General features: G+C 56.6%; 24 protein-coding genes, 1 other RNA gene, 1 riboswitch and 1 other annotated feature. Of the genes, 5 read left to right on the forward strand and 20 right to left on the reverse strand.

Going from position 1 to position 25131, the window contains the following annotated elements:
* Positions 1–112 precede the first annotated feature (112 nt).
* The 15 genes from Q0J75_RS05605 to trxA all read right to left on the reverse strand — a co-directional run bounded on the left by Q0J75_RS05605 (position 113) and on the right by trxA (position 13714).
* A complete protein-coding gene (locus Q0J75_RS05605) occupies positions 113–1765 on the reverse strand; it encodes an acyl-CoA dehydratase activase (RefSeq protein ID WP_297197923.1) in 1653 nt (550 codons plus the stop codon).
* Positions 1762–3045 carry a 2-hydroxyacyl-CoA dehydratase subunit D gene (locus Q0J75_RS05610; RefSeq protein ID WP_297197926.1) on the reverse strand — a complete coding sequence of 428 codons (1284 nt, stop codon included), beginning with the start codon at positions 3043–3045 and terminating at the stop codon, positions 1762–1764. Before Q0J75_RS05610 ends, Q0J75_RS05605 begins: the two co-directional genes overlap by 4 nt.
* 68 nt (positions 3046–3113) lie before the next feature.
* The gene (locus Q0J75_RS05615; RefSeq protein ID WP_297197930.1) at positions 3114–4022 is read right to left on the reverse strand and encodes a DNA/RNA non-specific endonuclease; all 909 of its coding nucleotides are present in this window, start codon (positions 4020–4022) and stop codon (positions 3114–3116) included.
* Positions 4019–4426: a hypothetical protein gene (locus Q0J75_RS05620; RefSeq protein ID WP_297197934.1), complete on the reverse strand. Its 408-nt coding sequence runs from the start codon at positions 4424–4426 to the stop codon at positions 4019–4021. The genes Q0J75_RS05615 and Q0J75_RS05620 overlap by 4 nt, the downstream gene beginning before the upstream one ends.
* A gap of 173 nt (positions 4427–4599) precedes the next feature.
* Entirely contained in the window at positions 4600–5478 is an 879-nt protein-coding gene (gene xerD / locus Q0J75_RS05625) for a site-specific tyrosine recombinase XerD (RefSeq protein ID WP_297197937.1), read from the reverse strand.
* Between the two features lie 29 nt (positions 5479–5507).
* Complete coding sequence (locus Q0J75_RS13200; protein WP_363315709.1) at positions 5508–6146, reverse strand: stage II sporulation protein M; 639 nt, start codon at positions 6144–6146, stop codon at positions 5508–5510.
* 723 nt (positions 6147–6869) lie between these two features.
* Positions 6870–8249 carry a thioether cross-link-forming SCIFF peptide maturase gene (scfB, locus tag Q0J75_RS05630; RefSeq protein ID WP_297197940.1) on the reverse strand — a complete coding sequence of 460 codons (1380 nt, stop codon included), beginning with the start codon at positions 8247–8249 and terminating at the stop codon, positions 6870–6872.
* Between the two features lie 67 nt (positions 8250–8316).
* Positions 8317–8457 carry a six-cysteine ranthipeptide SCIFF gene (scfA, locus tag Q0J75_RS05635; RefSeq protein WP_087188745.1) on the reverse strand — a complete coding sequence of 47 codons (141 nt, stop codon included), beginning with the start codon at positions 8455–8457 and terminating at the stop codon, positions 8317–8319.
* A gap of 59 nt (positions 8458–8516) precedes the next feature.
* The gene (locus Q0J75_RS05640) at positions 8517–8942 is read right to left on the reverse strand and encodes a TIGR04086 family membrane protein (RefSeq protein WP_297197944.1); all 426 of its coding nucleotides are present in this window, start codon (positions 8940–8942) and stop codon (positions 8517–8519) included.
* Positions 8943–9002: 60 nt separating this feature from the next.
* Positions 9003–9371, reverse strand: coding sequence for a preprotein translocase subunit YajC (yajC, locus tag Q0J75_RS05645; protein ID WP_297197947.1), 369 nt, complete (start codon positions 9369–9371; stop codon positions 9003–9005).
* A gap of 105 nt (positions 9372–9476) precedes the next feature.
* Positions 9477–10607, reverse strand: coding sequence for a tRNA guanosine(34) transglycosylase Tgt (gene tgt / locus Q0J75_RS05650; RefSeq protein WP_297197950.1), 1131 nt, complete (start codon positions 10605–10607; stop codon positions 9477–9479).
* Positions 10608–10726: 119 nt separating this feature from the next.
* Complete coding sequence (locus Q0J75_RS05655) at positions 10727–12013, reverse strand: cytochrome c biogenesis protein/redoxin (RefSeq protein ID WP_297197953.1); 1287 nt, start codon at positions 12011–12013, stop codon at positions 10727–10729.
* A complete protein-coding gene (locus tag Q0J75_RS05660) occupies positions 12010–12444 on the reverse strand; it encodes an RrF2 family transcriptional regulator (protein ID WP_297197956.1) in 435 nt (144 codons plus the stop codon). Before Q0J75_RS05660 ends, Q0J75_RS05655 begins: the two co-directional genes overlap by 4 nt.
* A 16-nt stretch (positions 12445–12460) precedes the next feature.
* Positions 12461–13378 (reverse strand): thioredoxin-disulfide reductase, encoded by a 918-nt coding sequence (trxB, locus tag Q0J75_RS05665; protein WP_297197959.1) that lies wholly within the window; start codon positions 13376–13378, stop codon positions 12461–12463.
* Between the two features lie 21 nt (positions 13379–13399).
* A complete protein-coding gene (gene trxA, locus Q0J75_RS05670) occupies positions 13400–13714 on the reverse strand; it encodes a thioredoxin (RefSeq protein WP_297197962.1) in 315 nt (104 codons plus the stop codon).
* Positions 13715–13974: 260 nt separating this feature from the next.
* Here trxA and Q0J75_RS05675 point away from each other — a divergent pair, with 260 nt between their 5' ends.
* A complete protein-coding gene (locus Q0J75_RS05675; RefSeq protein ID WP_297197965.1) occupies positions 13975–14637 on the forward strand; it encodes a hypothetical protein in 663 nt (220 codons plus the stop codon).
* A gap of 136 nt (positions 14638–14773) precedes the next feature.
* On the forward strand, positions 14774–15850 hold the full coding sequence (locus Q0J75_RS05680; RefSeq protein WP_297197969.1) for a tetratricopeptide repeat-containing glycosyltransferase: 1077 nt from the start codon (positions 14774–14776) through the stop codon (positions 15848–15850).
* Positions 15851–15908: 58 nt separating this feature from the next.
* Here the strand turns inward: Q0J75_RS05680 and queA are convergent, their stop codons facing one another.
* Positions 15909–16934, reverse strand: a complete 1026-nt coding sequence (queA, locus tag Q0J75_RS05685; protein WP_297197991.1) for a tRNA preQ1(34) S-adenosylmethionine ribosyltransferase-isomerase QueA — start codon at positions 16932–16934, stop codon at positions 15909–15911.
* Positions 16931–18535: a SpoIID/LytB domain-containing protein gene (locus Q0J75_RS05690; protein ID WP_297197972.1), complete on the reverse strand. Its 1605-nt coding sequence runs from the start codon at positions 18533–18535 to the stop codon at positions 16931–16933. The genes queA and Q0J75_RS05690 overlap by 4 nt, the downstream gene beginning before the upstream one ends.
* Before the next feature lie 180 nt (positions 18536–18715).
* Positions 18716–18890: riboswitch (Lysine riboswitch) on the forward strand.
* Positions 18891–19038: 148 nt separating this feature from the next.
* On the opposite strand from Q0J75_RS05690, the gene asd reads away from it, so the two are divergent.
* From asd to dapB, 3 genes are read left to right on the forward strand one after another with little or no spacing between them, the layout of a single operon-like run.
* The gene (asd, locus tag Q0J75_RS05695; protein WP_297197975.1) at positions 19039–20124 is read left to right on the forward strand and encodes an aspartate-semialdehyde dehydrogenase; all 1086 of its coding nucleotides are present in this window, start codon (positions 19039–19041) and stop codon (positions 20122–20124) included.
* A 7-nt stretch (positions 20125–20131) separates the two neighbouring features.
* Positions 20132–21025 carry a 4-hydroxy-tetrahydrodipicolinate synthase gene (gene dapA, locus Q0J75_RS05700; protein WP_297197978.1) on the forward strand — a complete coding sequence of 298 codons (894 nt, stop codon included), beginning with the start codon at positions 20132–20134 and terminating at the stop codon, positions 21023–21025.
* 30 nt (positions 21026–21055) lie between these two features.
* A complete protein-coding gene (dapB, locus tag Q0J75_RS05705; RefSeq protein WP_297197981.1) occupies positions 21056–21823 on the forward strand; it encodes a 4-hydroxy-tetrahydrodipicolinate reductase in 768 nt (255 codons plus the stop codon).
* 40 nt (positions 21824–21863) lie between these two features.
* Here dapB and Q0J75_RS05710 read toward each other — a convergent pair whose 3' ends face one another.
* The 3 genes from Q0J75_RS05710 to rnpB all read right to left on the reverse strand — a co-directional run.
* A complete protein-coding gene (locus Q0J75_RS05710) occupies positions 21864–23054 on the reverse strand; it encodes an AI-2E family transporter (protein WP_297197984.1) in 1191 nt (396 codons plus the stop codon).
* Positions 23055–23203: 149 nt separating this feature from the next.
* Positions 23204–24433 carry a tyrosine--tRNA ligase gene (tyrS, locus tag Q0J75_RS05715; RefSeq protein ID WP_297197986.1) on the reverse strand — a complete coding sequence of 410 codons (1230 nt, stop codon included), beginning with the start codon at positions 24431–24433 and terminating at the stop codon, positions 23204–23206.
* A 73-nt stretch (positions 24434–24506) separates the two neighbouring features.
* Positions 24507–24749: a binding site (T-box leader), on the reverse strand.
* An 85-nt stretch (positions 24750–24834) separates the two neighbouring features.
* Positions 24835–25131, reverse strand: an RNA gene (rnpB, locus tag Q0J75_RS05720) — RNase P RNA component class A; the annotation flags it as partial.

Here is a 25131-nt window from a genome sequence, read left to right on the forward strand (position 1 = left end):
CTCCTTCCAGATTCTTAACATGCATATTTTAATTATACCCACCCTTCTGTCTGGAAGTCAACGGGCGGGAGGAGCGCAAAGTATATTTTATCGAGAAACGCGATATGCTGTTTTAATTTAGTTCCAGTGCAAACAGCGCAGCACCCAGAGCGCCGTTGAGCTGGGCCTGGTCGGACACGAGCAGTTCTACCCCCAGCTCCCGCTGGATAGCCTCCACCACACCACGGTTCTTGGACACTCCACCCGTCATCATATAGTTGGGCTCACCTCCCAACCGGCGGCACAGGGCGGCGGTGCGGGCGGCAACCGACTGATTCAGGCCGTGGATGATATCCCCCCGGCTCTTGTTCTGAGCAATAAGGGATACCACCTCCGACTCGGCAAAGACGGTACACATGGAGGAGATGACGATCTCCTCCTTCCACTCCAAGCCGATCTGGCTCATCTCCTCCATGGACAGCTCCAAGGTACGGGCCATCAGCTCCAGAAACCGACCGGTACCGGCGGCACATTTGTCATTCATCAGGAAGTTGACCACATTCCCCTCCCCATCCAGCCGGATGACCTTGCTGTCCTGGCCGCCAATGTCGATAATGGTACGCACGCTGGGGTCCAGAAAGTAGGCCCCTTTGGCGTGGCAGGTGATTTCAGTGATGGACTTGTCCCCCTGCTGGATAGCGGTGCGGCCATAGCCGGTGGTGACAGTAGCGGCAATGTCCTCCCGGCGCAGTCCTGCCTGAGTCAGGGCCTGTTCCAGAGCCCGCTCCGCACCCGCCGAGGCCCCCGCCCCGGTGGGCAGGATCACTCCGGCCACCAGGTTTTTGTCCCGATCCAAAATGGCCACATCTGTACTGGTGGAGCCGCTGTCAATGCCCACATAATACCGTCCGCTGCTCATGTTCCTCTCTCCTTTTCTCTGGCTGGGCTGTGCCGGAGCCATAGTCTCGGCAAAGGCCTCCAGCCTGGTTGACAGCTGGCCGCTGCTCCCCGCTGTGTAATCCGACTCAAGCTTGAGCATGGGCACACTTAGCTCGTGCCGCAGCTTGGAGTACTCAAAACCGTAGTAATCGCAGAATTTTACCGTGTGGTATACCACCCCCTTCAGATGAGGGTCGTTGACCAGCTGCCGCCGCCCAGCGGCATCAGTCATACGCATACAGGGGGTCTGTTCCAGCAGAGCTCCAGCATACCAGTCCATCAGGGCGTCAAAATCACCCTTCTCCGGCGGCTGGGCCACGCTGCGGTTGTGGACACAGGTGTCATTACGCACCGGCAGGGGCAGGGACTCGGCCATTGTCTGAAAGAGCTTGTCTCCCACCCGGCCACCCAGTACGCTGAGGTAGGGCTGGCTGGGCTGCTCCATGGGAACAAAGGCAGACCGGAAGACTTGTGGATCAAAGGCGGCTCCTTTGTAGGCCCCGTAGGCCTCCGCCAGTCGAAGCAGTTCCCCCTTCATCCGTTGCCGGGCGCACTGGTCCCCACAGTGGAGCAGGTCCATAAGAAAGAGAAAGTCCAGTTTTCCGTGTTCTTCCAGAATATCGTACACACTGCGGATTACATCGCAGCAGTTGACCAGCACCAGCTCCTTCACCTGCCCTGACAGGCAAGCCTCCAGCACCGCCTTGCCAAAGCCGCACAGGTTGGGATGTCCCAGCTGGTCGCTGAGAGGAAAGCCGTCAGGCATCTGGTCCAGTACGGCGCAGTTCCCTCCCAGAGCGGCCAGCAGCTCTACCGGCGTGTATTTGCAGATATAATGAGTGGTCATAGGGCCTTTTCCCCCTTCTCCTGTTTCAGCATCTCCACAAAGGCCTCCATTCGGGTGGCCAGCTGGCCCTCGCCGCCATGGCTGCGGTCACACCCATCCCCGTCCAGTACCAGACAGGGAATCTCAGACGCCTCAAAGCGTTCTTTGGCCAGCTGTGCACCTCCCAAGGTGTGTTTGCACCCCCAGTGACAGAACCACACCGCGCCGTCGGCTTTCACCTGCCGGGCAGCCTGGATACCCTTGTCGATGCGGCGGGACACTGGACCATTGAAGGCGGAGTACACCACACGCTGGGCCATAGCCTGGAATGGGTCCTCTGAAAAGGTGGGCTGGATACCCTCAAAGCACATATCACACCCAACCAGCTGTACCGCCCGGTTAAAATCGGTGACCTGCCGCAGGGGGGCTACCCAGAATGGGGTGGTGTGATGCCACAGTAGCCGCACCCCCTCCGCTGTCGGGGCCTGCTGGGCGTCCTTCAGGCATTGGAGGGTGAAGGCCTCTGTCTCCGGGGTACCCAGCAGGATATGGAGGGCAAAGGCGGCGAACATCTCCCCTGTCATCTCCCCAATGAGCAGCTTGTCTGCCCGCTGGGTCAGAAAGCGGTCGTAGTTGGCAAGACTGCGATTGCTCCGGGCCACCGTCTCCTCCAGTGCAGACAGGCTCAGTTTCTGGCCGGTCTGCTTCTCCAGAAAAGCCGTCATGTCCTTGAGCTGGCCAGCTACATAGTCTACAGCCCCCTGGTCGGTGCGGTAGGGCACGTCGATCATGAAGTGGGGCACATCAAAATACTCCGCCAACCGACGGAAAGTAAGCATATTGGCATCACATGCCAGAGTGGTGCTGAGGATAAACCGTGGCTTGGGCATCAGCTTCTTTTCCGCCGCCCCAATAAAAATTTTGTGGTAGGAGCAGAAAGTCTCAGGCAGACCCTCGCTCTCGGCATAACGGAGGAAGGTCCCCTCTGCCTGGGTACCGGAGAGGAAGCAGCCAAACCCCTCACAGGAATAAGGGAATAACCCAAGTACCTGTAGCGGCTCGCAGGGCAAAAACAGACTGACCATGGCGGCCTTATCCGGGTGGGCCAGAGGGGCAATCATAGAGTCCATGGTCTGGACCGCAGCCATCTGGGCCGAGCGGGTCATCCCCCTGCCAGGGGCGAAGCGCAACTGCATTTTTTTGGCCCGGTAGCCGGTGGTGAGCCACTGTCGGGCCTTTTCCGGGTCCTTGTCACAAAGTGTCTGAATCCACGCACCAAAGGATGTTACAATGTCTTTCATGGGAAACCTCACTTTTTACAGCGTGAAGCGTGGAGATAACCTATCCCCACGCTTCACGCTCCATACTATCAGGGTTTACAGATTCCGCAGGGGGCATACCCCTGGTCGATCAAATCCTGCCGGGATCCGGTATAGTCCTGGCGGTTGGCTTCATTCATACTCTCCACCCCGGAGCAATCAGGCAGATGAAACTTTTTGGAGTTGGTATTGAGTACGTAGCTGCCTGTCTGATCCTGGCTGTTGTCCTCCCCGCTGCCGGCAGCGGTCTGGGCAGGAGCGGAGACCTGGGGAAGCGCTTCCCCACTCTTGGCGCTGGCGCCGGTGGCGTAGTCGATGGTGACACCCGGTTGGACGTTGTAGGCATAGACACAGAAGGTGACCCCTTCCCCGTCGTCCTCTACACTGTAGGCCTCCATCAGCACCCCGGAAGCCACCAGATTATCCCCGTCAAACACCGGGGTTACCCGGTAGAGCACATGGTTGTCTGTCTCCTTGACGTAGTCGGCCACCATATTTTCAAAGGGGAGCATCCCGTCCACGTTCATGTACCGAGTGCCGGTAATGAGATTTTCCTCGTTGGCGTTCTCGCCGGTAAGCTGGAAGCCGATGAGGTGGCATCGGTTATACAGGTATTGGCCGTCGTACTGGACGTTGATCCAGCCGCTGGGGGTCACCGAGCTGATGCTCTCCCGGTCCTCGGTAGGCATCAGATCCTGTCCCACGCAGGCATAGGCCGACCCGCACCGCCCCAGAGAATCCAGGGGACTATACGTTTCAAAGGAATTGGTGGTATAGTCTTCCTCAGTAAAGAAGGGCTGGTTGTCATTAATGGTCACATAGGGTTCCCCGGCATAGGTAGGCAAGTCGGACAGGCCGTAGGAGACGGCGGTCTGGGCGGCGGGGAGCATATCGCAGCCCCCCAGTAACAGCGCGAACGCCATAGCCAGAACCAACACAGCGGAAGAAATACGTTTCATCTGGTATAGACCTCTTTCGTTAAAATTTTGTGGGAGGAGCCGGGAAATTCCACCATGGAATCCAGGTTAAACCGGGCCGTTGGATCGAAATCCAGGCGGGCGTCGGCAGGATAGACCCGGTTCCATCGGTAGACCACCAGGCGTTCCACCCTGTCCAGCCAGGGGGTCAGGGGCGGAAACTCAGCAAAGCAGTATTCCCCCGCCCCAGCCTGGTCCAAAAAGTCCTCTGCTGGGTGTAGGTTGACAGGGACTGGATCAAATTGCTTGGCGGAATAGGGGGTCATCCAGATAGGGGCTTCTCTCACCATTGCCAGCACATCTGCCCGCAGCAGGCGGTCCATACTTTGCCGCCGGCCATGGAAGGCCATGCCGCCCTTGTCGTCCACACATAGGATCAGCTTCATGTCCCATCCCTCCCTGGTATTTTTTTCGGACATAGATTTTTATTATAGCATCATCCGCAAAGAGAGGCAAGAGAAGGCAACCTCTCCCGTCGGGATACAGAATGAGCCGTCCAGTAGAACTAACGAGAGGACATAGAAAAGGCCGGCTGCGGAAACTCCGCAGCCGGCTGTCATTACGCTCTTGGGTGAGCCTTGTTGTATACGTCCTTTAGTTTTTGACTGACCAACTGGGTATAGATCTGGGTGGAGGAAATGTCGGCATGGCCCAACATTTCCTGGATGGAGTGGAGATCGGCACCGTTTTCCAACAGATGGGTGGCAAAGGAGTGGCGCAGGGTGTGAGGAGTGATATCCTTTTGAATCCCCGCTTTCTCCTGATAGTGTTTGATGATCTTCCAGAAGCCCTGGCGGCTCATACGCTCCCCGCTCATGTTGACAAACAGCGCTTTTTCATCGGGATGTTCCACCATCTGAGGACGCACCCGCTCCACATAGTACTGCAATACCCGTACAGCGGTCTGGTATAAAGGTATGACCCGCTCTTTCCCGCGGCTGACACAGCGGACAAAGCCAGTGGAAAGATTTAAATTGTCCAGGTTCAGCCCAATCAATTCACTGACCCGGATGCCTGTGGCATAGAGCAGCTCCAACATGGCTTTATCCCGAGAGCCTTTGCTATCAGAGGGGTCGGGCTGCTCCAAGAAGAGTTCTACTTCCCGGGAGGTGAGAATGTGGGGCAACTTACGTTCCACTTTAGTTTGGGGGAGTCCACGGGCCGGGTTTTCCCGCACTTGGCCGATCTCCATGAGCCAGGTATAAAAGGATTTGAGAGAGGCTTGGCTCCGTGTAACGGTGGCGGCCGATTTTCCGTGAGCCATCATATTGCTGGTGTAGGCCTCCACATCGGCGTGGGAGGCCTGTACCGGCGAAAGGCCCGCCTCTCCCAGCCAGCCCAAATACTGACGCACATCCCGCAGATAGGAACTGAGTGTGTTGGGAGATGCCCGCTTTTCTTCCATTAAAAATCGTTCATAGCCATTCAGATACTCCATCTGTCCAACACCTTCTTATTTTCTCTCTGTCAACTTACAAGAATAGCTGCCGCATTGGATAGCAGAGCGGGTACCGCAGTCTGCTCCAGCAGGATACACACACAAAGAATGCCGCCGCACATAGCACAGCGGACAAGGCAGTCCCGACCCCAGAGGACTCTCCCCTTTTCCTCGCCCCGCACTCGGGCGGCCAGAGCACGGGCAGACAGGAAACTCTGCACTCCTAATATAAAAAGGACAGGCAGGGACAAGATTTCCCCAATGCCGAACACCAAACAGGCTAACAGCCAGCCAGAGCCGCCAAATGCCCGTACAAAGGATGCGATGGAAAAGGCTAATAAAAAGCCACGGACTCCGAAGAGAATGGGAAGCCCTAAGACGCCCAAGGCGGTAAGACCAAGCAGAAGGGCCAGTAAAGGCCAACGCAAGGTGTCCCACACCTGAGACCACAGTGTTGGGGCGTCCACAGCCCCAGATTGGGCAGCCTGTAAAAAAGCCTGCAAATAGGCGTTCAGACTGGTCTCTCCTGCCCCCCCTACCTGAGCGGCCACCAAACATCCGGTTAGACCACCGGCAAGAAAGCAAATGGAGAGTATGATTAAGGTAGGGATGATTCCTTCCGTTGGTATATTCCAGGCAGCTACAATGGTCCTGCGCACACGCTTCACCTCCCACGGAAAAGCCTATGCGTCATAGAGTATCAGTAGACCTGCCTGTTTATCTGTTGTCTTTACTATAGCCTAACCAGAGACACGGTGCAAGGTAAGGCGAAGAAAAAAGTCATTTTTGTATATTATGTCAAATATTTATGTAAAATAAATTATGTAAACTAAAAATAGCGTGCAGGACATTGGAATTTGCTAATATGACAAAAATACTTTTGCAAAAAGAAGAATATGGAAAAAATCATCAGCAAAAACCGGTATCTTCCCTTCTGTTTACTCCTGTAAGTGAGCTTCATAAATGGGATCTGTCTTTATTTTCATTTTTAAATCAGACTGAGAACATGGAAAAGCTGCCTCCGCACATTAAATTTGCAAGAAATCAAAATCGATCATGCGGTCCGTTTTTGAAAAATGATTGATTTTGATTGGAATAACTACATAGAGAATATGAGCGATTTTGATTATTTTGAAACCGGACAAGCGGTGATTGATTTTGAATGTTTTAAATGTATGAAGGATCGCAAGCAAAGAGCTTTTAAGTGCTTAGACCAGCTATCCCCTCCCCTCTCAAAAAACGATTCATCTCGTAAAATGCAAGAAATATTTCATGCAAAAAAAAGAACAAGCCCTACTTCTCAAAGAAGTTGTTCTTTTGAGTAGCGGAGCTTGTTCGAGTGCTAGTTGGTGATGCCAATTTGTAATATCACAAATTGTATATCTTGCTGTTTAATCTGCCATACCGGCGTCAATGGCCTTAAGAGCAATGGCACATTCAAGCCGCTTGCGTTCCAATTCACAGCCTACCTTATGAGGATGCTTGATATCGCCGCCTACGAGCAAATTGGAGGCCGAGCAGCCGCCGGAGCAATAGAAACGGGCCCAGCAGTGGGCACACTCTTCCCTGGTATATACATTGAGACCGGCAAACTGGCTGGACAGGTTGCTGTCGAAGCTGTTGTCTTTTACGCTGCCCAGCTTGTAAGCCTCATTGCCCACAAACTGGTGGCAGGGATAAATATCGCCATCAGGTGTGACTGCCACATATTCACAACCAGCGCCGCATCCCCGCAGCCGCTTAATGACGCAGGGACCTTGGGACAGGTCCACATTAAAGTGGAAGAAGTTTGTTTCCCGGTGGTCCTTCAGATACTCCGCCAGGCGCTCGTATTCCGCTTTCAGCTCAGGCAGGTCGGCTTCCTGGAGAGCATAGGGATCGTCCTCCTTCCCTACCACCGGCTCCACCGACACATTTTTGCCGATAGAAGCCAGCTCCTTTACATCTTCAGCGAAATCCTTGTGGAACCGGGTAAAGGTGCCGCGCAGATAGTAGTCCTTGGTGCCACGGCCAGCGATGAGCTTTTGAAACTTGGGCACAATCACATCATAGGAGCCCTTGCCGTTGATGGTAGGCCGCAAATCGTCATTGACTTCCTTCCGACCATCCAGAGAGAGTACCGCATTGGACATCTCACGATTGATGTACTCAATATTCTCATCATCCAGCAGCACGCCGTTGGTGGTGATGGTAAAGCGGAAACACTTGTTATGCTCCTTTTCGATGGAACGGGCGTATTCCACGGTGGCCTTCACAGTGTCCATGGCCATCAAGGGCTCACCCCCAAAGAAGTCCACCTCAATGTTGCGGCGGTTGCCAGACTTGGCGATGACAAAGTCAATGGCCTGCTTGGCGGTTTCAATGTCCATGGTCATCCGCTTACCGGTGCCAAAGTCGCCGGTGGAGGCAAAGCAGTATTTACACCGCAGATTGCAGTCATGGGATACATGGAGGCAAAGGGCTTTTACCAGGGCCTGCTGCTGCATGGAAGCAGCTTTGTCCCGGTCAATATAGTCGTCCTGTTCAAAAAGCAGGCCTTCTTTTTTCAGTTCCCGCAGTTCTTCCCAGATCTCGGCCAAAGCGGCTGGGTCATACTGGGGCAGCGCGGCAATCAGCTCCTCCGGTAACTCGCCCTGAAGGCTCTCCCCATCTTCTTCCCTCTTTGCCAAGGCGGTGAGTAGGTCATAGGTCAGCTCGTCCAGCACATGAACAGCGCCGCTGTTGACATCCACGGCGATGCGCACGCCGAGACACTGAAAGGTATGTACCATAAATTTCGATTCCTTCCTCAGAGCATGGAAAAGGGTGGGTTTGCACCCACCCTTGCCCTGTTGTTTGTTAGCGGTTCTCGCACTTCTGATTGGCCACAGTGCAAGAGGTCTTACAGGCGGACTGGCAGGAGGTCTGGCACTCGCCGCAACCGCCGTGGGCGGCGCTCTTCTTCAAAGTCGCGCCGTTGAGCGTCTTAATATGCTTCATTCTGATTTTCCCTCCCAAATAGAAACTTTAAGACATTATACCATAGCGTCCGGTTAATTTCAACGCTTTCTGTGTTTTTTCCGTTTGGTTCCGCCGGAGCCGCTGCCGATCAGCCCGGCGGCTGCCCCGCCGCAGAGGGAGCCGCAGAGCAGACCGATGCCCCCAGCCTCCAAAGATACATCCCGGAAGCACAGAGCACCCAAGGTGAGCACCAGCAGAAAGAGCACTACCCCGGTAAGCAATCCCGCGGCCAGTCCCCCGCCGCAGCGACGCACTGTCAGCAGTCCACCGCAGAAGCCTCCCAGTACACAGCCCACAATGGTGATCTGATAGGTAAGCTCCATGCTCAGCAGTCCGCCAGAGATAGCCGCCGATGCGCCCAGCAGGAACAGCAGGCATACACCCAGGGCCAGCAGTCCTCCCAGCAGGATGCCCAGTGCACAGCGGAGCAGCTTCGCCCCCTGGTCTTCCTCCTTTTTTCGCATAAAAATACCCTCCCTTGCCACAGGTTCCTGATGAAACCTATGCCGGGAGGGCATTTTATATTACTTCTTGTCCTTAGCGTCCTTGGTCTCGCCGGGGCCTTCCTCTGTGGTCTGGGTGCCGCGGGTGGACACAGCCCACTTGGTGAACTCCATGCGCACACGGTCGGAGCTGGTCTCGATCACGATGGTGTTCTCCTTCACTGCGCAGATGGTACCTACAATACCGCCGATGGTGGTGATCTGATCGCCTACGGCCAATTCAGAACGCATCTTGGCAGCGGCTTTCTTTTTCTTGTTCTCCGGCCGGATCAGCAGGAAATAAAACACCGCCACAAGAAGCACGATCGGAATAAGCATTCCCATAAGACTACTTGTCGTGTCGACACTGGTGGTGCTGGACAACATCGCGTTGGCAACCTGTGCTGTCAATACAATCCCCTCCGATTTTAGCTTTGACGATTCGTCATCAGTGGAACATTATAAAACGAAATGCAGGTTTTGACAAGTCTTTTTCGCTATTTTTCACAGATTGTTTCAAATCCTGCCAGCCAGTTTTTCTGAGTATTCCGCCCGGAACGCGGCAAACTGCCCTTTGTCCAAGGCATCTCGGATACACTGGGCCAGCTTATTGTAAAAATAGAGGTTGTGCATGACTGCCAGGCGCATGGCCAGCATCTCCTCGGCCACAAACAGATGGCGCAGATAGGCCCGGGAAAAGTTCCGGCACACCGGACAGTCGCACTGGGGGTCAATGGGCCGCTCATCTGTCTTATACTTCTCATTGCGGATGTTCATGGCTCCCGACCAGGTGAACAGCTTGGCGTGGCGGGCGTTGCGGGCGGGCATAACACAGTCGAAGAAATCCACCCCACGGGCTACCCCCTCGATGATGTTGGAGGGAGTGCCCACTCCCATGAGATACCGTGGCTTATCTTGTGGCATATATGGCTCCACCGCGTCGATGATGTCATACATCACTTGGGTGGGCTCCCCTACCGCCAGACCACCAATGGCATAGCCCTCACAGTCGATTTTAGACGTCTCCTTCATGTGCCAGATCCGCAGATCGGGAAAAGTAGCGCCCTGGTTGATGCCAAAGAGCATCTGATGGGGATTCACTGTGTCGGGCAGGCTGTTGAGCCGGTCGTGCTCCACCTTGCATCGCTGAAGCCACCGCAGGGTGCGCTCGCAAGAAGCCTTGGCGTATTCATAGGTGGCGGGGTTTTCTACACATTCATCAAAAGCCATGGCGATGTCGCTGCCCAGATTGGACTGGATCTGCATAGACTCCTCAGGCCCCATGAAAATCCGCCTGCCGTCGATGTGAGAGGCAAAGGTGACCCCCTCCTCCTTGATCTTCCGCAGACCGGACAGTGAAAACACCTGAAACCCGCCGGAATCGGTGAGAATGGGCCCGTCCCACCGCATAAATTTGTGGAGTCCACCCATCTGGCGCACCACTTGGTCGCCGGGGCGGAGATGGAGGTGGTAGGTGTTGGACAGTTCCACCTGGCATCCAATATCCTTCAGATCAAAGGCGGACAGGGCTCCCTTGATGGCACCCTGGGTACCTACATTCATAAAAACCGGCGTCTGTACGGTGCCATGGGCGCAGGTAAAGACGCCCCGGCGGGCCTTGCCCTCGGTCTTGATTACTTCAAACACAGTAAAACTCCTTTATCTTGCAAGTGTCTTTTATCATACCAGAACTGCGGACAAAGCACAAGGGACAGCCGCCTGCTCCGCGAAAAAACGGACCGTCTCACTGAGACGATCCGTTTTGGTTATGATACACTGTCCATCGTTTGTTTGACCACTGACTCCATGATATCCCCCGTCATAGCTCCCGGTACATAGCCATACACGTTGCCATTGGCGTCGATCATAAAGGTGGTGGGGAAAGCGGAAATGCCGTAGTAGGCAAATACCTCGCCTGTGGTATCCATCACCACGGGGAAGGTATAGCCATGGTCTGAAAGAAATTGCTCTACCTCTTCCTGGGATATATCCTGGTTCATAGGGTTAGTGTCGGTTTTGGGGTTGGCAACCCCAAGTACCACCAGATCCTCCCCATTTTCTCCATAGGCCTCATACAGTTTTTGAATGTCGGGCATTTCGCTCTGACAGGGGCCGCACCAAGTGGCCCAGAAGTTGAGAAATACTGTCTTGCCCTTGTAGTCGGACAGGGTATGGGTATTGCCATACTGGTCGGTGAGGGTAAAGTCAGGGGCTTCCACCGTTGGGTTCTGGCTGGGAGAGGGCTGGGCGCTTTCCGTGACATCAGGGGTTGGGGATGCTGTTTGTGTACTTTGGTCTGGAGTCTCCGTGGCGGCTCCCCCTCCTACCACGGATAGGTAGCTGGTAATGCCGTTCATAAAGCCAGTGAGCGTCATGATACCCATGAGCACCAGCAGAGCTGCCCCCACTTTGCCGGTGTACCGGACCACCTTCTGGTGTTTCTTGAAGAAGTTCAGCACCGTGCCGGTAAAGATGCCCACCGCCAGAAAGGGAATGACAAATCCAGCGGTATAGACGGCGATGAGCAGAAAGCCCTTGCCTGCGCTGGCGGCGGAAGAGGCCATCAGCAGTACGCTGCCAAGGGTGGGTCCTACACAGGGGGTCCAGGCAAAGCTGAAGGTGAAGCCAAGAACCAGGGCCACCAAGGGGTTCATGGCCCATTTGTCCAGCCGAAAGGGCAGCCGGTGCTCCTGCTCCAAAACTGACGCCTTCCCTAAAAATCCGAACTGATATATGCCGAAGAGGATCATGATGATACCGCTGATCCGGGCAAACCAGGTCTGATTGCCGCTGAAGAAGCGGCCGGCAGCTGTAAAGCCTAATCCCAGTATAAAGAAGGCAAAGCTGATTCCCACCACAAAGAACAGCGTGTTGATCAGCACCTTGCCTCGGGGGTAGCGGATGGCACCGTTCTCGTCCACTACCCGGGCGCCCCCAGCCAGATAGCCTACATACAGAGGTACCAGGGGGAGCACACAGGGAGAGAAAAAGCTGAGCAGACCTTGGATAAAGACGGTGAGTACCGGCACGCCGGTCTCCAGCTGCAGATTCATAGGGACTCTCCTTTTTGTGTGGATTTCAGCTGGCGTTCCAGGTCAATAAGCCGGACCTGAGCCAGCTTGGCCCGGCAGCCTTGGTCCAGATCGTCAAAAAGGTGATCCATCACACCGGCCATACCAGAGGCCACCATACAGCCGCAGTCTACCCCACCGCCACTGTGCCAGGCGGGCTCCACAAATCGTACCGCCAGCGCATCAGCCACTACATCCAAAGTCAGTTCCGCAGGGTCAACAGTGATCTGATAGCCTCCCTCGGTCCCGGTCCGGGTGGTTACCAGCCCCGCCTTTTTCAGCTTGGCCATTACCTTGCGGACCCGGGCCGGGTTGGTGCAGATGTTGGAAGCGAGCTCCTCGCTGGATAGCATACACCCCCGTTTGTCCAGATAGATCAGGGCGTGGACCGCCACACAGAACAGGCCATTCATGAAAGGTGATTCTCCTTTACACTTGTTTCAGCAGGTACTCTTCCGCCCAGTGGGCAGCGTTTGCTCCGTCAGCGGCGGCGGTGATGACCTGCCGCAGAGCCTTGGTACGCACATCCCCGGCAGCAAAGACTCCGGGTACGTTGGTACGACAGCTCTCATCAGCTATCAAGTATCCAGCCTTGTCGGTTGTGACCTGCCCAGTGAAGAGTGCGGTATCTGGCACACGACCCACCGCCACAAAGAGGCCATCACAGGCCAGCTCTGTTTTTGCTCCGGTCACCACATTCTCCAGTTCTATTCCTGTCAGGCGCTTCTCCTTGCGTAATGCTGTAACACGGCTGTTCCAGAGGATCTCCACCCCAGCCTCCTCTAAAGCCTTGTGATATACCGCCGATGCCCGCAGACTGTCCCGCCGGTGGATCAGGTATACCTTTTTGCAGAGTTTGGACAGGTAGAGGGCATCCTCCACAGCGGTGTTGCCGCCGCCGTTGACCGCCACCACCTTGCCCCGATAACCCATGCCGTCACAGGCGGCGCAGTAGGCGACACCTCTCCCCCGCAGTTCACTCTCTCCGGGGAGGCCCAGCTCCCGGGGGTAGGCCCCGGTGGCCAGAATCACCACGTCGGCGGTGAGATCGCCCTCGCTGGTGTGGAGCACCTTGGGAACGGCGGTCAAGTTTGCGCCAGTCACCTCAGCATAGATGGTCTCTGCCCCGTACTTCCTGGACTGTTGCTCCATCTTCTCCCCCAGCTCAAAGCCATCCACTCCATCGGGAAATCCGGGGTAGTTGTCGATGGTGGAGGTGGTGGCCATCTGCCCACCGGGAGACAGCTTTTCCACCACCGCTGTTTTCCGGCCGCTGCGGGCGGCATAGAGGGCGGCCGTATATCCGGCGGGACCGCCGCCCACGATCAAGATCTCATACTGTGCCATGCCGGTTACCTCCTCTTTCTATTAGAGCCCCATCCAGTCAATGATCTGGGCCTTGGAACCGGGGTTTACAATGGGCTCCCCAGCCACCCCATTCCGGAAGAAAAACAGGGTGGGGATTACCTCTACCCCAAACTGCTCCTCCAGACCGGGCTCCTCGTCAATGTTGATCTTGCCAACTACCACCTGGCCGTCAAACTGCTGGGCAATTTGATCCAGCACCGGAGCGATCCGGCGGCAGTAACCGCACCAGGGAGCCCAGAAGTCCACCAGCACCGGTTTGTCGGAATGGAGTACCAGTTCTTCAAAGTTTTCTTTTGTAATGGTAATGGGAGTCATATCCATCGTCCTTTCTTGGTTTGATTCAGGCTGTGGGCCTGTTTTAGCATATCCTTTAAACTGTAACTTTATTTGTTGCACTTTATACTGTAACTATATCAGTTACAGTTAGCGTTGTCAACCCTTTTTCCTGCTTTTTTGCTGGGGCTGCTGATGGACACCTTTCAGATGGGGGCGGCATAGGCTGTCATGTGGCAAAGCCACAAGCTAAGCGGATCAAAGGAGTACAATATGAACCACTATCTTCCCTCTGATCGGGAGTGGAGACGGAAACAGGAGGGCGCGGCCTGCTGCTGTCCGCCGGGCTGTTGCCCGCCGCCTTGTCCCCCTCCCTGCCCTGTGCCCGGACCTACTGGTCCCACAGGGGCAACCGGTCCTGCAGGCGCTACTGGTCCTACCGGACCTGCCGGGTCGGGTGGAGCAGGTCCCACCGGTCCTACGGGGGCCACGGGCCCGACTGGACCTGCCGGTCCGGCCACGCCGGGTCCCACCGGTCCTACCGGAGCTGCGGGAACCACTGGTCCTACCGGACCGACTGGACCTCAGGGTGTCTCCGGCCCGACTGGCCCAACCGGTGCAGCCGGTGCTACCGGCCCCACCGGTCCTCAGGGTATTCCCGGCCCGGATGGAGCCACTGGCCCAACTGGGCCCCAGGGCATTCCCGGTCCGGATGGAACTGCGGGTGCTACCGGTCCTACCGGACCCACTGGACCCACTGGCGCTGCTGGGACAGCGGGTGTTGCCGGTCCCACTGGTCCCACTGGTGCCGCCGGGACAGCGGGTGCTGCCGGTCCCACCGGACCCACTGGTCCTGCCGGCACTGCCGGTACGGCGGGTGCTACCGGTCCTACTGGACCTACTGGCCCAACCGGCCCTGCCGGGGAGACCAACGCGGCGGCTACGGTAAGCACGTTGGAGTCTAACGCCACACTGGCCCAGACCATCAGTATCGTTAACCAAATCATTCAGAATCTTCAGGCCGCCGGTCTGATGAATTCCTGACCTGCGGGAGAGGAGGGCATTGGGCTCTCCTCTCCTCATTTGAAGGGGGAAAACAGCATGAAGATCGTAGTCTATGCCATCAGCAAAAATGAATCCCAATTTGTGGACCGTTGGATGGATTCTATGGGAGAGGCGGACCAGGTGGTGGTGCTGGACACAGGTTCCACAGATGATACCGTGGAACGGCTGCGGGCTCGGGGCGCTCAGGTCACGGTGGAAGAAATCTCCCCCTGGCGGTTCGATGTGGCCCGCAACCGCTCTCTGGAGCTGGTGGAGGAGGATGCGGATATCTGCGTGTGTACCGATCTGGACGAGATATTTCACCCTGGTTGGCGGTCGGCTCTGGAGACAGCCTGGACCCCGGAAGCCGGTCAGGCCAGATACCGGTACACCTGGTCTTTCCGGTCCGATGGCGGCGAGGGGGTAGTGTTCTGGTATGAGAAGATCCACCGCCGCCACGGCTATCGTTGGGTCCACCCGGTCCATGAGGTACTCCAGTGGGTGGGTCCTGGCCAAGCGGGGCCCATGGTGACGGCAGCAGGGGTACAGATGGACCACCACCCGGACCCAAGCAAATCCCGGGGGCAGTATCTTCCTCTGCTGGAGTTGTCGGTACAGGAGGCCCCGGAGGATGACCGCAATGTCCACTATCTGGGCCGGGAATACTTTTTCTATGGGCGATGGGAGGACTGTATCGTCACCCTAAGGAGGCACCTGTCTCTGCCCACTGCCACCTGGAAGGATGAACGGGCGGCCTCTATGCGGTATATTGCCAAAGCGTATTTGCAGAAGGGAGACCCCATCCAGGCCAGAGGCTGGTTTTTCCGGGCTGCCGCTGAGGCTCCACACCTGCGGGAGCCCTGGATGGACCTGGCCATGCTGTGCTACCAGCAGGAAAATTGGGATGGGGTGCTCTATTTCACTGGGATTGCTCTGGCTATCACTGTACGTCCGGATACTTACATCTGTGAGGCCGAGCCCTGGGGGCCCCTTCCCTACGATCTGCGCTGTCAGGCCTATTTCCGTACCGGACGAAACAGTCTGGCTTTGGAAGAGGCTCAAAAAGCCCTGTCTCTCTCCCCCACCGATCCCCGTCTAAGGGGTAATGTGGCTGTGTTGAGCCGAATGCAATGAGAAATAAGGGTATGAAAAGGCCGGGGCTGCGTGGCAACCCCGGCTTTTTCAAAAAATCTTAGCAAATAAACATGGCGTCTCCAAAGGAGAAAAAGCGGTATTTCTGCTCCACTGCCTCCTTGTAGGCGGCCAGAATGTGCTCCCGGCCTGCCAGGGCGGACACCAGCATGATGAGGGTGGACTCTGGAAGGTGGAAATTGGTGATAAGACAGTCCAGTGCCTTAAATTTGTAGCTTGGATAAATAAAGATATTGGTCCACCCAGCGCTTTCCTTCAAGGTACCATCCTCCGCCGCCCAGCTCTCAATAGTGCGGCAGGAGGTAGTGCCCACACAGATCACCCGTCCCCCTTCCCGCTTGGTACGGTTGATGAGTTCGGCGGTTTCCGCCGGGACCATACAATACTCAGAGTGCATCTCGTGATCCAGGATGTCCTCCTCTTTTACCGGACGGAAGGTGCCCAAGCCCACGTGGAGGGTCACATAGGCCAGATTTACCCCCATGTCCGCCACCTGCTTCAGCAGATCCTTGGTAAAGTGGAGCCCGGCAGTGGGGGCCGCGGCGGAGCCTACCTCCCGGGAGTAGACGGTCTGATACCGCTCCGGATCGTTCAGCTCCGCTTTAATATAAGGCGGCAGGGGCATTTTGCCCAGCTGCTCCAGCTTCTCCAGGAAGATGCCATCATAGTCGAAGCGGACCAGCCGGTTGCCGCCCTCCAGCACCTCGGTGACCTCCGCGGTAAGCTGTCCCTCTCCAAAAGATACCTTGGTGCCCGGCTTCATTTTGCGGCCCGGCCGTACCAGGCACTCCCAGGTCTTGTTTCCCCGATCGATGAGCAGCAGCACCTCCACCGCTCCCCCACCGGGCTCCCGATGGCCGATCAGCCGGGCGGGCAGCACCCGGGAGTCGTTGAGTACCAGGCAGTCTCCCGGCCGCAGCAGCGTGGGCAGGTCGTAGAAATGCATGTGTCGGGTTTCCCCGGTGTGCTTGTCCAGTACCAGCAGCCGGGATGCATCCCGCTTTTCCAGCGGAGTCTGGGCAATCAGCTCTTCCGGCAGTTCAAAGTCAAAATCTGATGTTTTTATGGCTTGCGCACCTCGATTCCAGTATAGTAAAAGGTAAGGATATCCTTGTAAGTATACCCCTGCTGGGCCATGGCGTAAGCACCCCACTGGCTCATGCCTACGTTGTGGCCCCAGCCGGAGCCGTTGATGGTAAATACGGTGGAGCCGCTGGTGCTGCTGCCGCCGCCGGACTGGGCCTGGCTGACCTGGCCGCTGCCATCAATGAGATAGGCGTTGTTTCCCAGAGCAGCGGTGTTGCCGCTGCCGTCAATGGCATAGGCACCATCCAAACTGCTCAAAGTGCCGCTGCCGTTGAACGTGTATCCCCCAGTCCCAGTGGAGCTGCCGCCGCCGGAGCTGGTAATGGTATAGTGGATGGAACGCAGCCCTAGGAAGGTGCGGCAGTCATCCCGAATCTTACTCCAGCTTTTGCCGGAGGAGTCGATAAAGGTAATCTCAATGGCGTTGCCGGTGGGACTGGTCTTGGTAACCTTGAAGTCCACGATGCCCGAGTTGGCATATCCCTTGGAGTTGAGCAGGTCGGTAAGCTCCTGGGCGGTATAGGTCACAGTCCAATTATAGTTGGAGATCTTGGAGGATACCGATGCCTCATAAGGATCGTACTTCCCTACCAAATACCCCACATCGTTTCCCCATACATTGACGGCGCTCTCGGTGGCGCCGCCGTCATGGGAGGAATATACCGCCTCAATGAGGGAACCGCCATACCAGGCGTATTCTCCATAAGTCTCGTCCACTGCCCGGCTGCTGGTGGCGGTCACCTCATCCATTCCATAGTAGACCTGGCAGTCGGTGGAGTTGCACAGATCAAAGCCCTGGCTTTGGTGCTTGCTTGACACATAGTTGCGATAGGCATAGGTGCGGGCACACACGGCCTGGGCCTTCAGGGCTTCCAAGGGCCAGGAGGCGCTCATCTCCTGGACGATAACTCCCTGAACATAATCCTCCAGGGGGATGACATTGCTGACAGTCAGGTTGCCGCCGTTCACCCGCTGGTACTGAAAACCGCCATAGTAGGTGCAATTCCTGAAGATGGTCTCGGTCTGGATGGAGTTGTCCAGGCCGGGAGCAATGCCCAGGCACAGACTGCTTCCTCCATCAAACTGGAATAAAATCTGGCTGGTACCCGTCTTGACCACCGATACACCGTAACTGGAGGTGCCTGTCACTTCGATGCCAACCAGGCCCAGGCTGGTCTGGGCGGCCTGGGCTTCCTCCTGGCTGAGATAGGCCCCCACCCGTGCCTGCCATTCCCCATTGATCCAGGCCGCAAATCCGCCGGGGTAGAGCGAAGCGGCGGCAGAGGCGTCCGCATAAGAGCCATAGGAGCCGGGCAGCTTCAAATGCCAGCACCCCACCGCGATATTGGAGGTCAGGGTATCGAAATAACCAGACCAGTTTCCGGAGGTGCCATAGTACACATTCTGGGTCTTGACCACCGAAATAGCGGTTTCCGATGTCTGGGCCAGCTGCACAAAGTTCCGGCTGCTGTCATAATAGCCCAGCCGGTAGCCGCTGCCCACGTCGTTGAGCAGATTAGCGCCGGGCAAAGCAGTGGAGCCGTAGAACAGCCCAACCTTGATGGTGGGGTTGACGGTCACAGATGCTGCTCCGGCAGGAACTGTTCCCAGCGGTATTGCAATAGCCAGACCAAGGGCAACAGTCTGCACAAATTTTATCACTATTTTTCTGTTCATTTGTTGGAAATCCCATCTCGCTTTCGTTGACAGTTTACCAGAACTTGTGGTACAATTTTGCAAACTAACTAGCGAAATTCACACTTGCAGAATAGAGGCGCGGCTGTTCAAGAGTACCGCGGGGAGGGCGACCGGGCCCGGAGAACCGTGAGAAAGGGGAGGCCGCCGAAGGGACGTTCCCCGGCGGGGCGTTTACCTGGTTGCCCGGTGAAGATCCGTGCGACTGTCGCCGCAAACGCGGCGGAGTGCTGTCTGCTTTTGTCGGATAATGGCAGGGTCGCGCTGTCCCTGCCATTATAGTACAAAATCAGCAGTTCTGTAAACTGCTGATTTTCTTTTTTATCACCAGTTTCCGGTCTGAGACAGGCCGGTGATGGAATAGGATTTGAGCAACGGAGGTATCGGTCATGGAAAAATATAAAGTAGGCGTCATCGGCGGCACCGGTATGGTGGGCCAGCGTTTTGTTTCCCTGCTGGAGAATCACCCCTGGTTCCAGCTTACTGTCATTGCGGCCAGCAGCCGCTCCGCTGGCAAGACCTATGAGGAGGCCATCGGCTCCCGCTGGGCGCTGGAGAACCCCATGCCCGAGGAGGCCAAGGGTATGGTGGTCATGAACGCGGAGGCCGATATTGAGACCATTGCCTCCCAGGTAGACTTTGTCTTCTCCGCTGTAGATATGAAAAAGGAAGAGATCCAGGCTCTGGAGGAGGCCTATGCCAAGCACGAGTGCCCTGTGGTCTCCAACAACTCCGCTCACCGCTGGACGCCCGACGTTCCCATGGTGGTGCCCGAGATTAACCCGGAGCATATCAAAGTCATCGAGGCCCAGCGAAAGCGACTGGGGGTGGAGCGCGGGTTCATTGCCGTCAAGTCCAACTGCTCCCTCCAGAGCTATGTTCCCGCCCTGCACCCCCTGCGCGGCTTCGGTCTGAATCAGGTGCTGGTCTGCACCTATCAGGCCATTTCCGGCGCGGGCAAGACCTTTGATACCTGGCCTGAGATGGTGGACAATGTGATCCCCTACATCGGCGGCGAGGAGGAGAAGAGCGAGCAGGAGCCCCTGAAGCTGTGGGGCAAGGTGGAGAACGGGGTCATCGTCAATGCCCAGTCCCCTTCCATTACCGCCCAGTGCCTGCGGGTGCCCGCGTCCAACGGCCACATGGCTGCTGTGTTCGCACGGTTTGAGAATAAACCCTCTATGGAGGAGATCAAGGAGATTTGGGCAAATTTCAAGGGCCGCGCCCAGGAGCTGGCCCTGCCTTCCGCTCCCAAGCAGTTTTTGCACTACTTTGAGGAGCCCGACCGTCCCCAGACCCGGCTGGACCGGATGACTGAGGGCGGCATGGCGGTCTGTATCGGCCGTCTGCGTCCTGACACGCAGTACGACTATAAGTTCGTCTGCCTGTCTCACAATACCCTTCGCGGCGCCGCAGGCGGCGCAGTCCTTCTTGCCGAACTTCTGTGCGCGGAGGGTTACATTTCAAGGAGGTAACCCTATTATGAGAGAGCCTGTTTTTACCGGAGCCTGTTCCGCCATCATCACCCCGTTTGACCACAGCGGCGCCATCAATTATGACCAGTTTGGGAAGCTCATTGACGAGCAGATCGAGCGTGGCCTGGATGCCATCTGTGTCTGTGGTACCACCGGCGAGTGTTCCACCCTCACCATTCGGGAGCACATTGCTGCCGTGGAATACTGTGTCAAGCGGGTAAATGGCCGGGTCAAGGTCATCGCTGGCGCGGGGAGCAACGACACCTCCGCTGCCGTCTACCTGTCCCAGCACGCTCAGGACTCCGGCGCCGACGCCCTGCTGCACGTCACCCCCTACTACAACAAGGCGTCCCAGACTGGCCTCATCAAGCACTACGAATACATAGCCGACCGGGTACAGCTGCCCATTATCCTCTATAATGTGCCGTCCCGGACCGGTGTTTCCTTTACCGCTGAAACCTATAAGGTGCTCTCCCAGCACCCCAACATCAATGGCGTCAAGGAGGCCAGCGGCAACTTCTCTCTGCTGGCCCACACCCTAGCCATCTGCGGCGACGACTTCTACGTCTGGTCGGGCAATGACGACCAGGTGGTGCCCATGATGAGCCTGGGCGCCAAGGGTGTTATCTCGGTGGTGGCCAATATCGCCCCCGAAATCATAATCCAGATGACCCATCTGTGCCTGGAGGGCAATTTTTCTAAGGCTGCCGCCATTCAGCTGGGGTACATGGACTTTATCGATGCCCTCTTCCTGGAGGTCAACCCCATTCCAATCAAGGCCGCTATGAATCTGGCGGGCTACGACATCGGCTCTCTGCGTCTGCCGCTGTGCGATATGTCCGACGGTCCGCTGGAGGTCCTCCGTCAATCCATGATGAAGGCTGGACTGCTCAAAGCATAAGAGGCTTGACCCAGGAAAGGATGTTATAATATGTTTCGATGGATCCTCTCCGGCTGCAACGGCCGGATGGGCCGGGCGGTAGAGCGTCTGTGCGCCGCCCAGCCTGATTTGGAGATCGTGGCCGGATTTGACCTGTTGGGAATTGCTGAGGGGGATTTTCCTGTCTTCTCCTCCCCTGCTGAATTCAAGGGGCAGGCCGACGTGGTAATCGACTTTTCCTCCCCTGCTGCCCTGCCTGCCCTGCTGGATTTCTGCCTGGAACGACGCGTCCCAGTGGTGCTGGCAACCACTGGCTATTCCCAGGAGCAGCTGGTGGCCATTGACCAGGCGGCCCGGACGATCCCCATTTTCCGCTCTGCCAATATGTCTATAGGGGTCAATGTGCTGCTGGCACTGGTCCGGCAGGCGGCCGCCGCTCTGGGGCAGGACTACGATATTGAAATCGTGGAGCGGCACCACAATAAAAAGGTGGATGCTCCCAGCGGTACCGCACTCATGATCGCCGATGCGGCGGCCCAGGCCCTCCCCTATCAGCCGGAGTATGTCTATGACCGCCACAGCGTCCGCAAAGCCCGGGAAAAGCGAGAGATCGGCATCTCCGCTGTCCGGGGCGGCAACATTGTGGGAGACCATGAAGTGATCTTCGCCGGTGAGAATGAGGTCATTGAGCTGCGCCACTCCGCTATGAGCCGGGAGGTCTTTGCCTCCGGCGCCATTCGGGCAGCTCGCTTCTTGGCTGGTGTGGAGGCTCCTGGGCTTTACTCCATGGCTGATTTGGTGGGAGAAAGACAACAATAAAAAGGAACTCCGCGGAATATCACTTCCGCGGAGTTCCTTTTTATTGTTCCGGCTGGACCGGCGGGTCCTTCTTCAGCGGTTTTCCGTCACCGTCGATTTTTTTGGCTCTCAGCCGGTTGTTGACCCACTCCCGTACCAGGGCATAGAGCACCGCAAAGGTGGGCACGCCCAAAATCATACCGGGAAAGCCAAACAGACCGCCGCAGGTGACGATGGAGACCAGTACCCAGATAGCGGAAAGGCCGGTGCTGTCCCCCAGGATCTTGGGACCCAGGATGTTGCCGTCAAACTGCTGCAAAGCGATGACCAGGGCGAAGAACCGGAGGGCGGCCCATGGGTCCACAATGACCAGAATAAAGAGACAGGGAATGGCGCCGATGATAGGGCCGAAGAAGGGGATGATGTTGGTGACGCCTACTGTAACACTGACCAGCATGGGATAGGGAATGCGGAAAATGGCGCACAGGAGAAAGCACAGCACACCGATGATGGCCGAGTCAATGATCTTGCCATTGATAAAGCCCACAAAGACATGGTTGGCGTGGCCGCAAATCTGGAGTAGCCGGTCGGAGCGCCGTTTGGGCAATACCGCATAAAGCAGACGCTTGAGCTGCGGGACCAGCCGCCCCTTCCCTGCCAGCATGTAGATGGAGGAGATCAGGGCGGTAATGCCGGAGATTACGCCGTTTCCAATGGCAAAACCTACATCCAGCAGCTGAGGCAGGGCCTGGGCCACCTGTGAGCTGATTTTACTCATCATGCTCTGGAAATCACCCAGGGCGGTGTTGACACCTTCCGGGTCCAGATGGAACTGCACCGTCAAATCCTGTACCAATTGATTCAGACTGTCCATGTAACCCTGCATATTTCCCGCAAGGTCTTTGACGCTCTGCACCACCTGAGGAATAATAAGCCCAAGCAGAACGGCAACTACCGCAAAAGCCAGCACATAGACCAGCAGAATGGATAGCCCACGCTTATATCTGCTGTTGGCAAAGAGCCTCCGTTCAAAGAAGCACATGGGAGTGTTGAGCAGATAGGCAATAGCAAAGCCTACGATGAAGGGGGACAAGACCCCCATAAATTTGTCGATACGGATGGTTACCACATCGAGGTTGTTCAGTCCCACATAAAATAAAATGGCGACCAGCAGAACGATGAGCAGTTGAAGGTGATTTCCGTCCAGGATATACCATTTTTTCTTTTTCTCCTGCTCCTCTTTGTCGGACATGGCTGTTTCCTCCTTTGCAGTTTGCCATACACAACTTACTGGCGTTTAATAAAGTATATTGTATCATGGCCGCCTCTCCCCCGCAATGGTACTGTAGAAAAAAGCAGAGAAAAGGGGCTGCCGTAAGCGATACGGCAACCCCTGAGAAATCAGCCCTGAAGAGAGGCCCGATGGAAGACCTTTTTGCCCTTCTTAATCATGACACCGTCGCCGCTAAGTCGGTCAGCGGGCACAGAAGTGTTCACATCGGATACCTTCTCCCCGTCCAGCTCCACGCCGCCCTGCTCGATGAGACGGCGGGCCTCCTTCTTGGAGGGTACCAGGCTGCACTTCAGCATCAGGTCCAGGATGCCGATGGCCCCGTCGGTAAGGTCGGAGGCCTCCAGCATGGTGGAGGGCACGTTGCTCATGTCACCGCCTCCCACAAAGAGCGCCTTGGCGGCCTCCTGCGCCTTCTTGGCCTCATCCGCGCCGTGGACCAGCTGGGTCAGCTCAAAGGCCAGAATCTCCTTGGCGGTGTTAAGCTGGGCCCCTTCCCATTTGTCCATCTCGTCGATCTGCTCCAGAGGCAGGAAGGTGAGCATCCGCAGGCACTTGAGCACGTCGGCGTCGCCGATGTTGCGCCAATACTGGTAAAATTCGTAGGGGCTGGTTTTGTTGGGGTCCAGCCACACAGCGCCCTTCTGGGTCTTGCCCATTTTCTTGCCCTCGGAGTTGAGCAGCAGGGTGATGGTCATGGCGTGGGCGTCCTTGCCCAGCTTGCGGCGGATGAGCTCGGTGCCTCCCAGCATGTTGGACCACTGGTCGTCGCCGCCGAACTGCATGTTGCAGCCGTAGTGCTGGAACAGGTAGTAGAAATCGTAGGACTGCATGATCATATAGTTGAATTCCAGGAAGGAAAGCCCCTTCTCCATTCGCTGCTTGTAGCACTCAGCCCGCAGCATGTTGTTGACGGAGAAGCAGGCGCCCACATCCCGCAGCAGTTCAATATAGTTGAGTTTCATCAGCCAGTCGGCGTTGTTCACCATCTGGGCCTTGCCCTCGCCAAACTCAATGAACCGCTCCATCTGCTTTTTGAAACAATCGCAGTTGTGCTGGATGGTTTCAGGGGTCATCATCGTGCGCATGTCGGTGCGGCCGGAGGGGTCTCCCACCATGCCGGTACCGCCGCCGATGACAGCGATGGGGCGGTTGCCCGCCATCTGGAGCCGCTTCATCAGGCACAGGGCCATAAAGTGTCCCACATGGAGGGAGTCGGCGGTGGGATCAAAGCCGATGTAAAACACCGCCTTGCCCTCGTTGACCATCTTGGAGATCTCCTCTTCATTGGTCACCTGGGCAATGAGGCCGCGGGCCTTCAGTTCTTCGTAACAGGTCATATTCTTTCTCCTTTATTGCTGATATTCTTTTTGTGATGATTCTTCTGCGCAAAAACGCCCTCTGTCCGTAAGGACAGAGGGCGTAAAAACGCGGTACCACCTCTGGTTTGCCGTTTTCTCACAAAAACGGCCTCATGGAGTGCCAACACACTCCGGCGCAATAACGGGCGCACCCGACACGGCCCTACTGGGGGTCTCCCCTGTTCAGGCGGCTGCTCCAGGGTGTATTTCCCGGCCTGTCCCCTCCCCCTCACACCAAACCGGGGGCTCTCTGAGCGGAACATAGGGCAGTACTTCTCCCTGTCATTGCAGTTTCATATTGAACTGGATTATAATATGTCTCTCCACATTTGTCAAGTGGTAGAAGGCGGCCCGGAGCGGTGTGCTCCGGGCCCGCCATATCTGCAAGTAAGCCTGTAAGCCGGGTTCTGTCCTTTAAGACAGCCATCTATCTCGACGCACCGTTGCCGGTACGCTCAAGCCGCCTCCCTGGGACGGCCGGGCCGGCCTGTTGTCCCTCCACGGCGTTGCTCCGGATAGAGTTTACAGCGATGGACTGTTCCCAGCCATCGGGTGAGCTCTTACCTCGCCTTTCCACCCTTACTGACGGCTGAGCCGTCAGCGGTATATCTCTGTTGCACTTTTCCTAGGGTCGCCCCCGGCGGGTGTTACCCGTTATCCTTGCCCTGCGGAGCCCG

Source organism: uncultured Flavonifractor sp., from assembly GCF_944385615.1.
GTDB lineage: Bacteria > Bacillota > Clostridia > Oscillospirales > Oscillospiraceae > Flavonifractor.

Excerpts from the sequence above, each read along its gene's own strand:
- trxA (WP_297197962.1), bottom strand. The coding sequence starts at position 13,714 with ATGACTCCCATTACCATTACAAAAGAAAACTTTGAAGAACTGGTACTC.
- Q0J75_RS05655 (WP_297197953.1), bottom strand. The coding sequence starts at position 12,013 with ATGAATCTGCAGCTGGAGACCGGCGTGCCGGTACTCACCGTCTTTATC.
- Q0J75_RS05620 (WP_297197934.1), bottom strand. The coding sequence starts at position 4,426 with ATGAAGCTGATCCTATGTGTGGACGACAAGGGCGGCATGGCCTTCCAT.
- xerD (WP_297197937.1), bottom strand. The coding sequence starts at position 5,478 with ATGGAGTATCTGAATGGCTATGAACGATTTTTAATGGAAGAAAAGCGG.
- trxB (WP_297197959.1), bottom strand. The coding sequence starts at position 13,378 with ATGGCACAGTATGAGATCTTGATCGTGGGCGGCGGTCCCGCCGGATAT.
- asd (WP_297197975.1), top strand. The coding sequence starts at position 19,039 with ATGGAAAAATATAAAGTAGGCGTCATCGGCGGCACCGGTATGGTGGGC.
- scfA (WP_087188745.1), bottom strand. The coding sequence starts at position 8,457 with ATGAAGCATATTAAGACGCTCAACGGCGCGACTTTGAAGAAGAGCGCC.
- Q0J75_RS05610 (WP_297197926.1), bottom strand. The coding sequence starts at position 3,045 with ATGAAAGACATTGTAACATCCTTTGGTGCGTGGATTCAGACACTTTGT.
- Q0J75_RS05660 (WP_297197956.1), bottom strand. The coding sequence starts at position 12,444 with ATGAATGGCCTGTTCTGTGTGGCGGTCCACGCCCTGATCTATCTGGAC.
- Q0J75_RS05640 (WP_297197944.1), bottom strand. The coding sequence starts at position 8,942 with ATGCGAAAAAAGGAGGAAGACCAGGGGGCGAAGCTGCTCCGCTGTGCA.
- Q0J75_RS05680 (WP_297197969.1), top strand. The coding sequence starts at position 14,774 with ATGAAGATCGTAGTCTATGCCATCAGCAAAAATGAATCCCAATTTGTG.
- Q0J75_RS05615 (WP_297197930.1), bottom strand. The coding sequence starts at position 4,022 with ATGAAACGTATTTCTTCCGCTGTGTTGGTTCTGGCTATGGCGTTCGCG.
- Q0J75_RS05710 (WP_297197984.1), bottom strand. The coding sequence starts at position 23,054 with ATGTCCGACAAAGAGGAGCAGGAGAAAAAGAAAAAATGGTATATCCTG.
- scfB (WP_297197940.1), bottom strand. The coding sequence starts at position 8,249 with ATGGTACATACCTTTCAGTGTCTCGGCGTGCGCATCGCCGTGGATGTC.
- Q0J75_RS05605 (WP_297197923.1), bottom strand. The coding sequence starts at position 1,765 with ATGACCACTCATTATATCTGCAAATACACGCCGGTAGAGCTGCTGGCC.
- tyrS (WP_297197986.1), bottom strand. The coding sequence starts at position 24,433 with ATGACCTGTTACGAAGAACTGAAGGCCCGCGGCCTCATTGCCCAGGTG.
- dapB (WP_297197981.1), top strand. The coding sequence starts at position 21,056 with ATGTTTCGATGGATCCTCTCCGGCTGCAACGGCCGGATGGGCCGGGCG.
- dapA (WP_297197978.1), top strand. The coding sequence starts at position 20,132 with ATGAGAGAGCCTGTTTTTACCGGAGCCTGTTCCGCCATCATCACCCCG.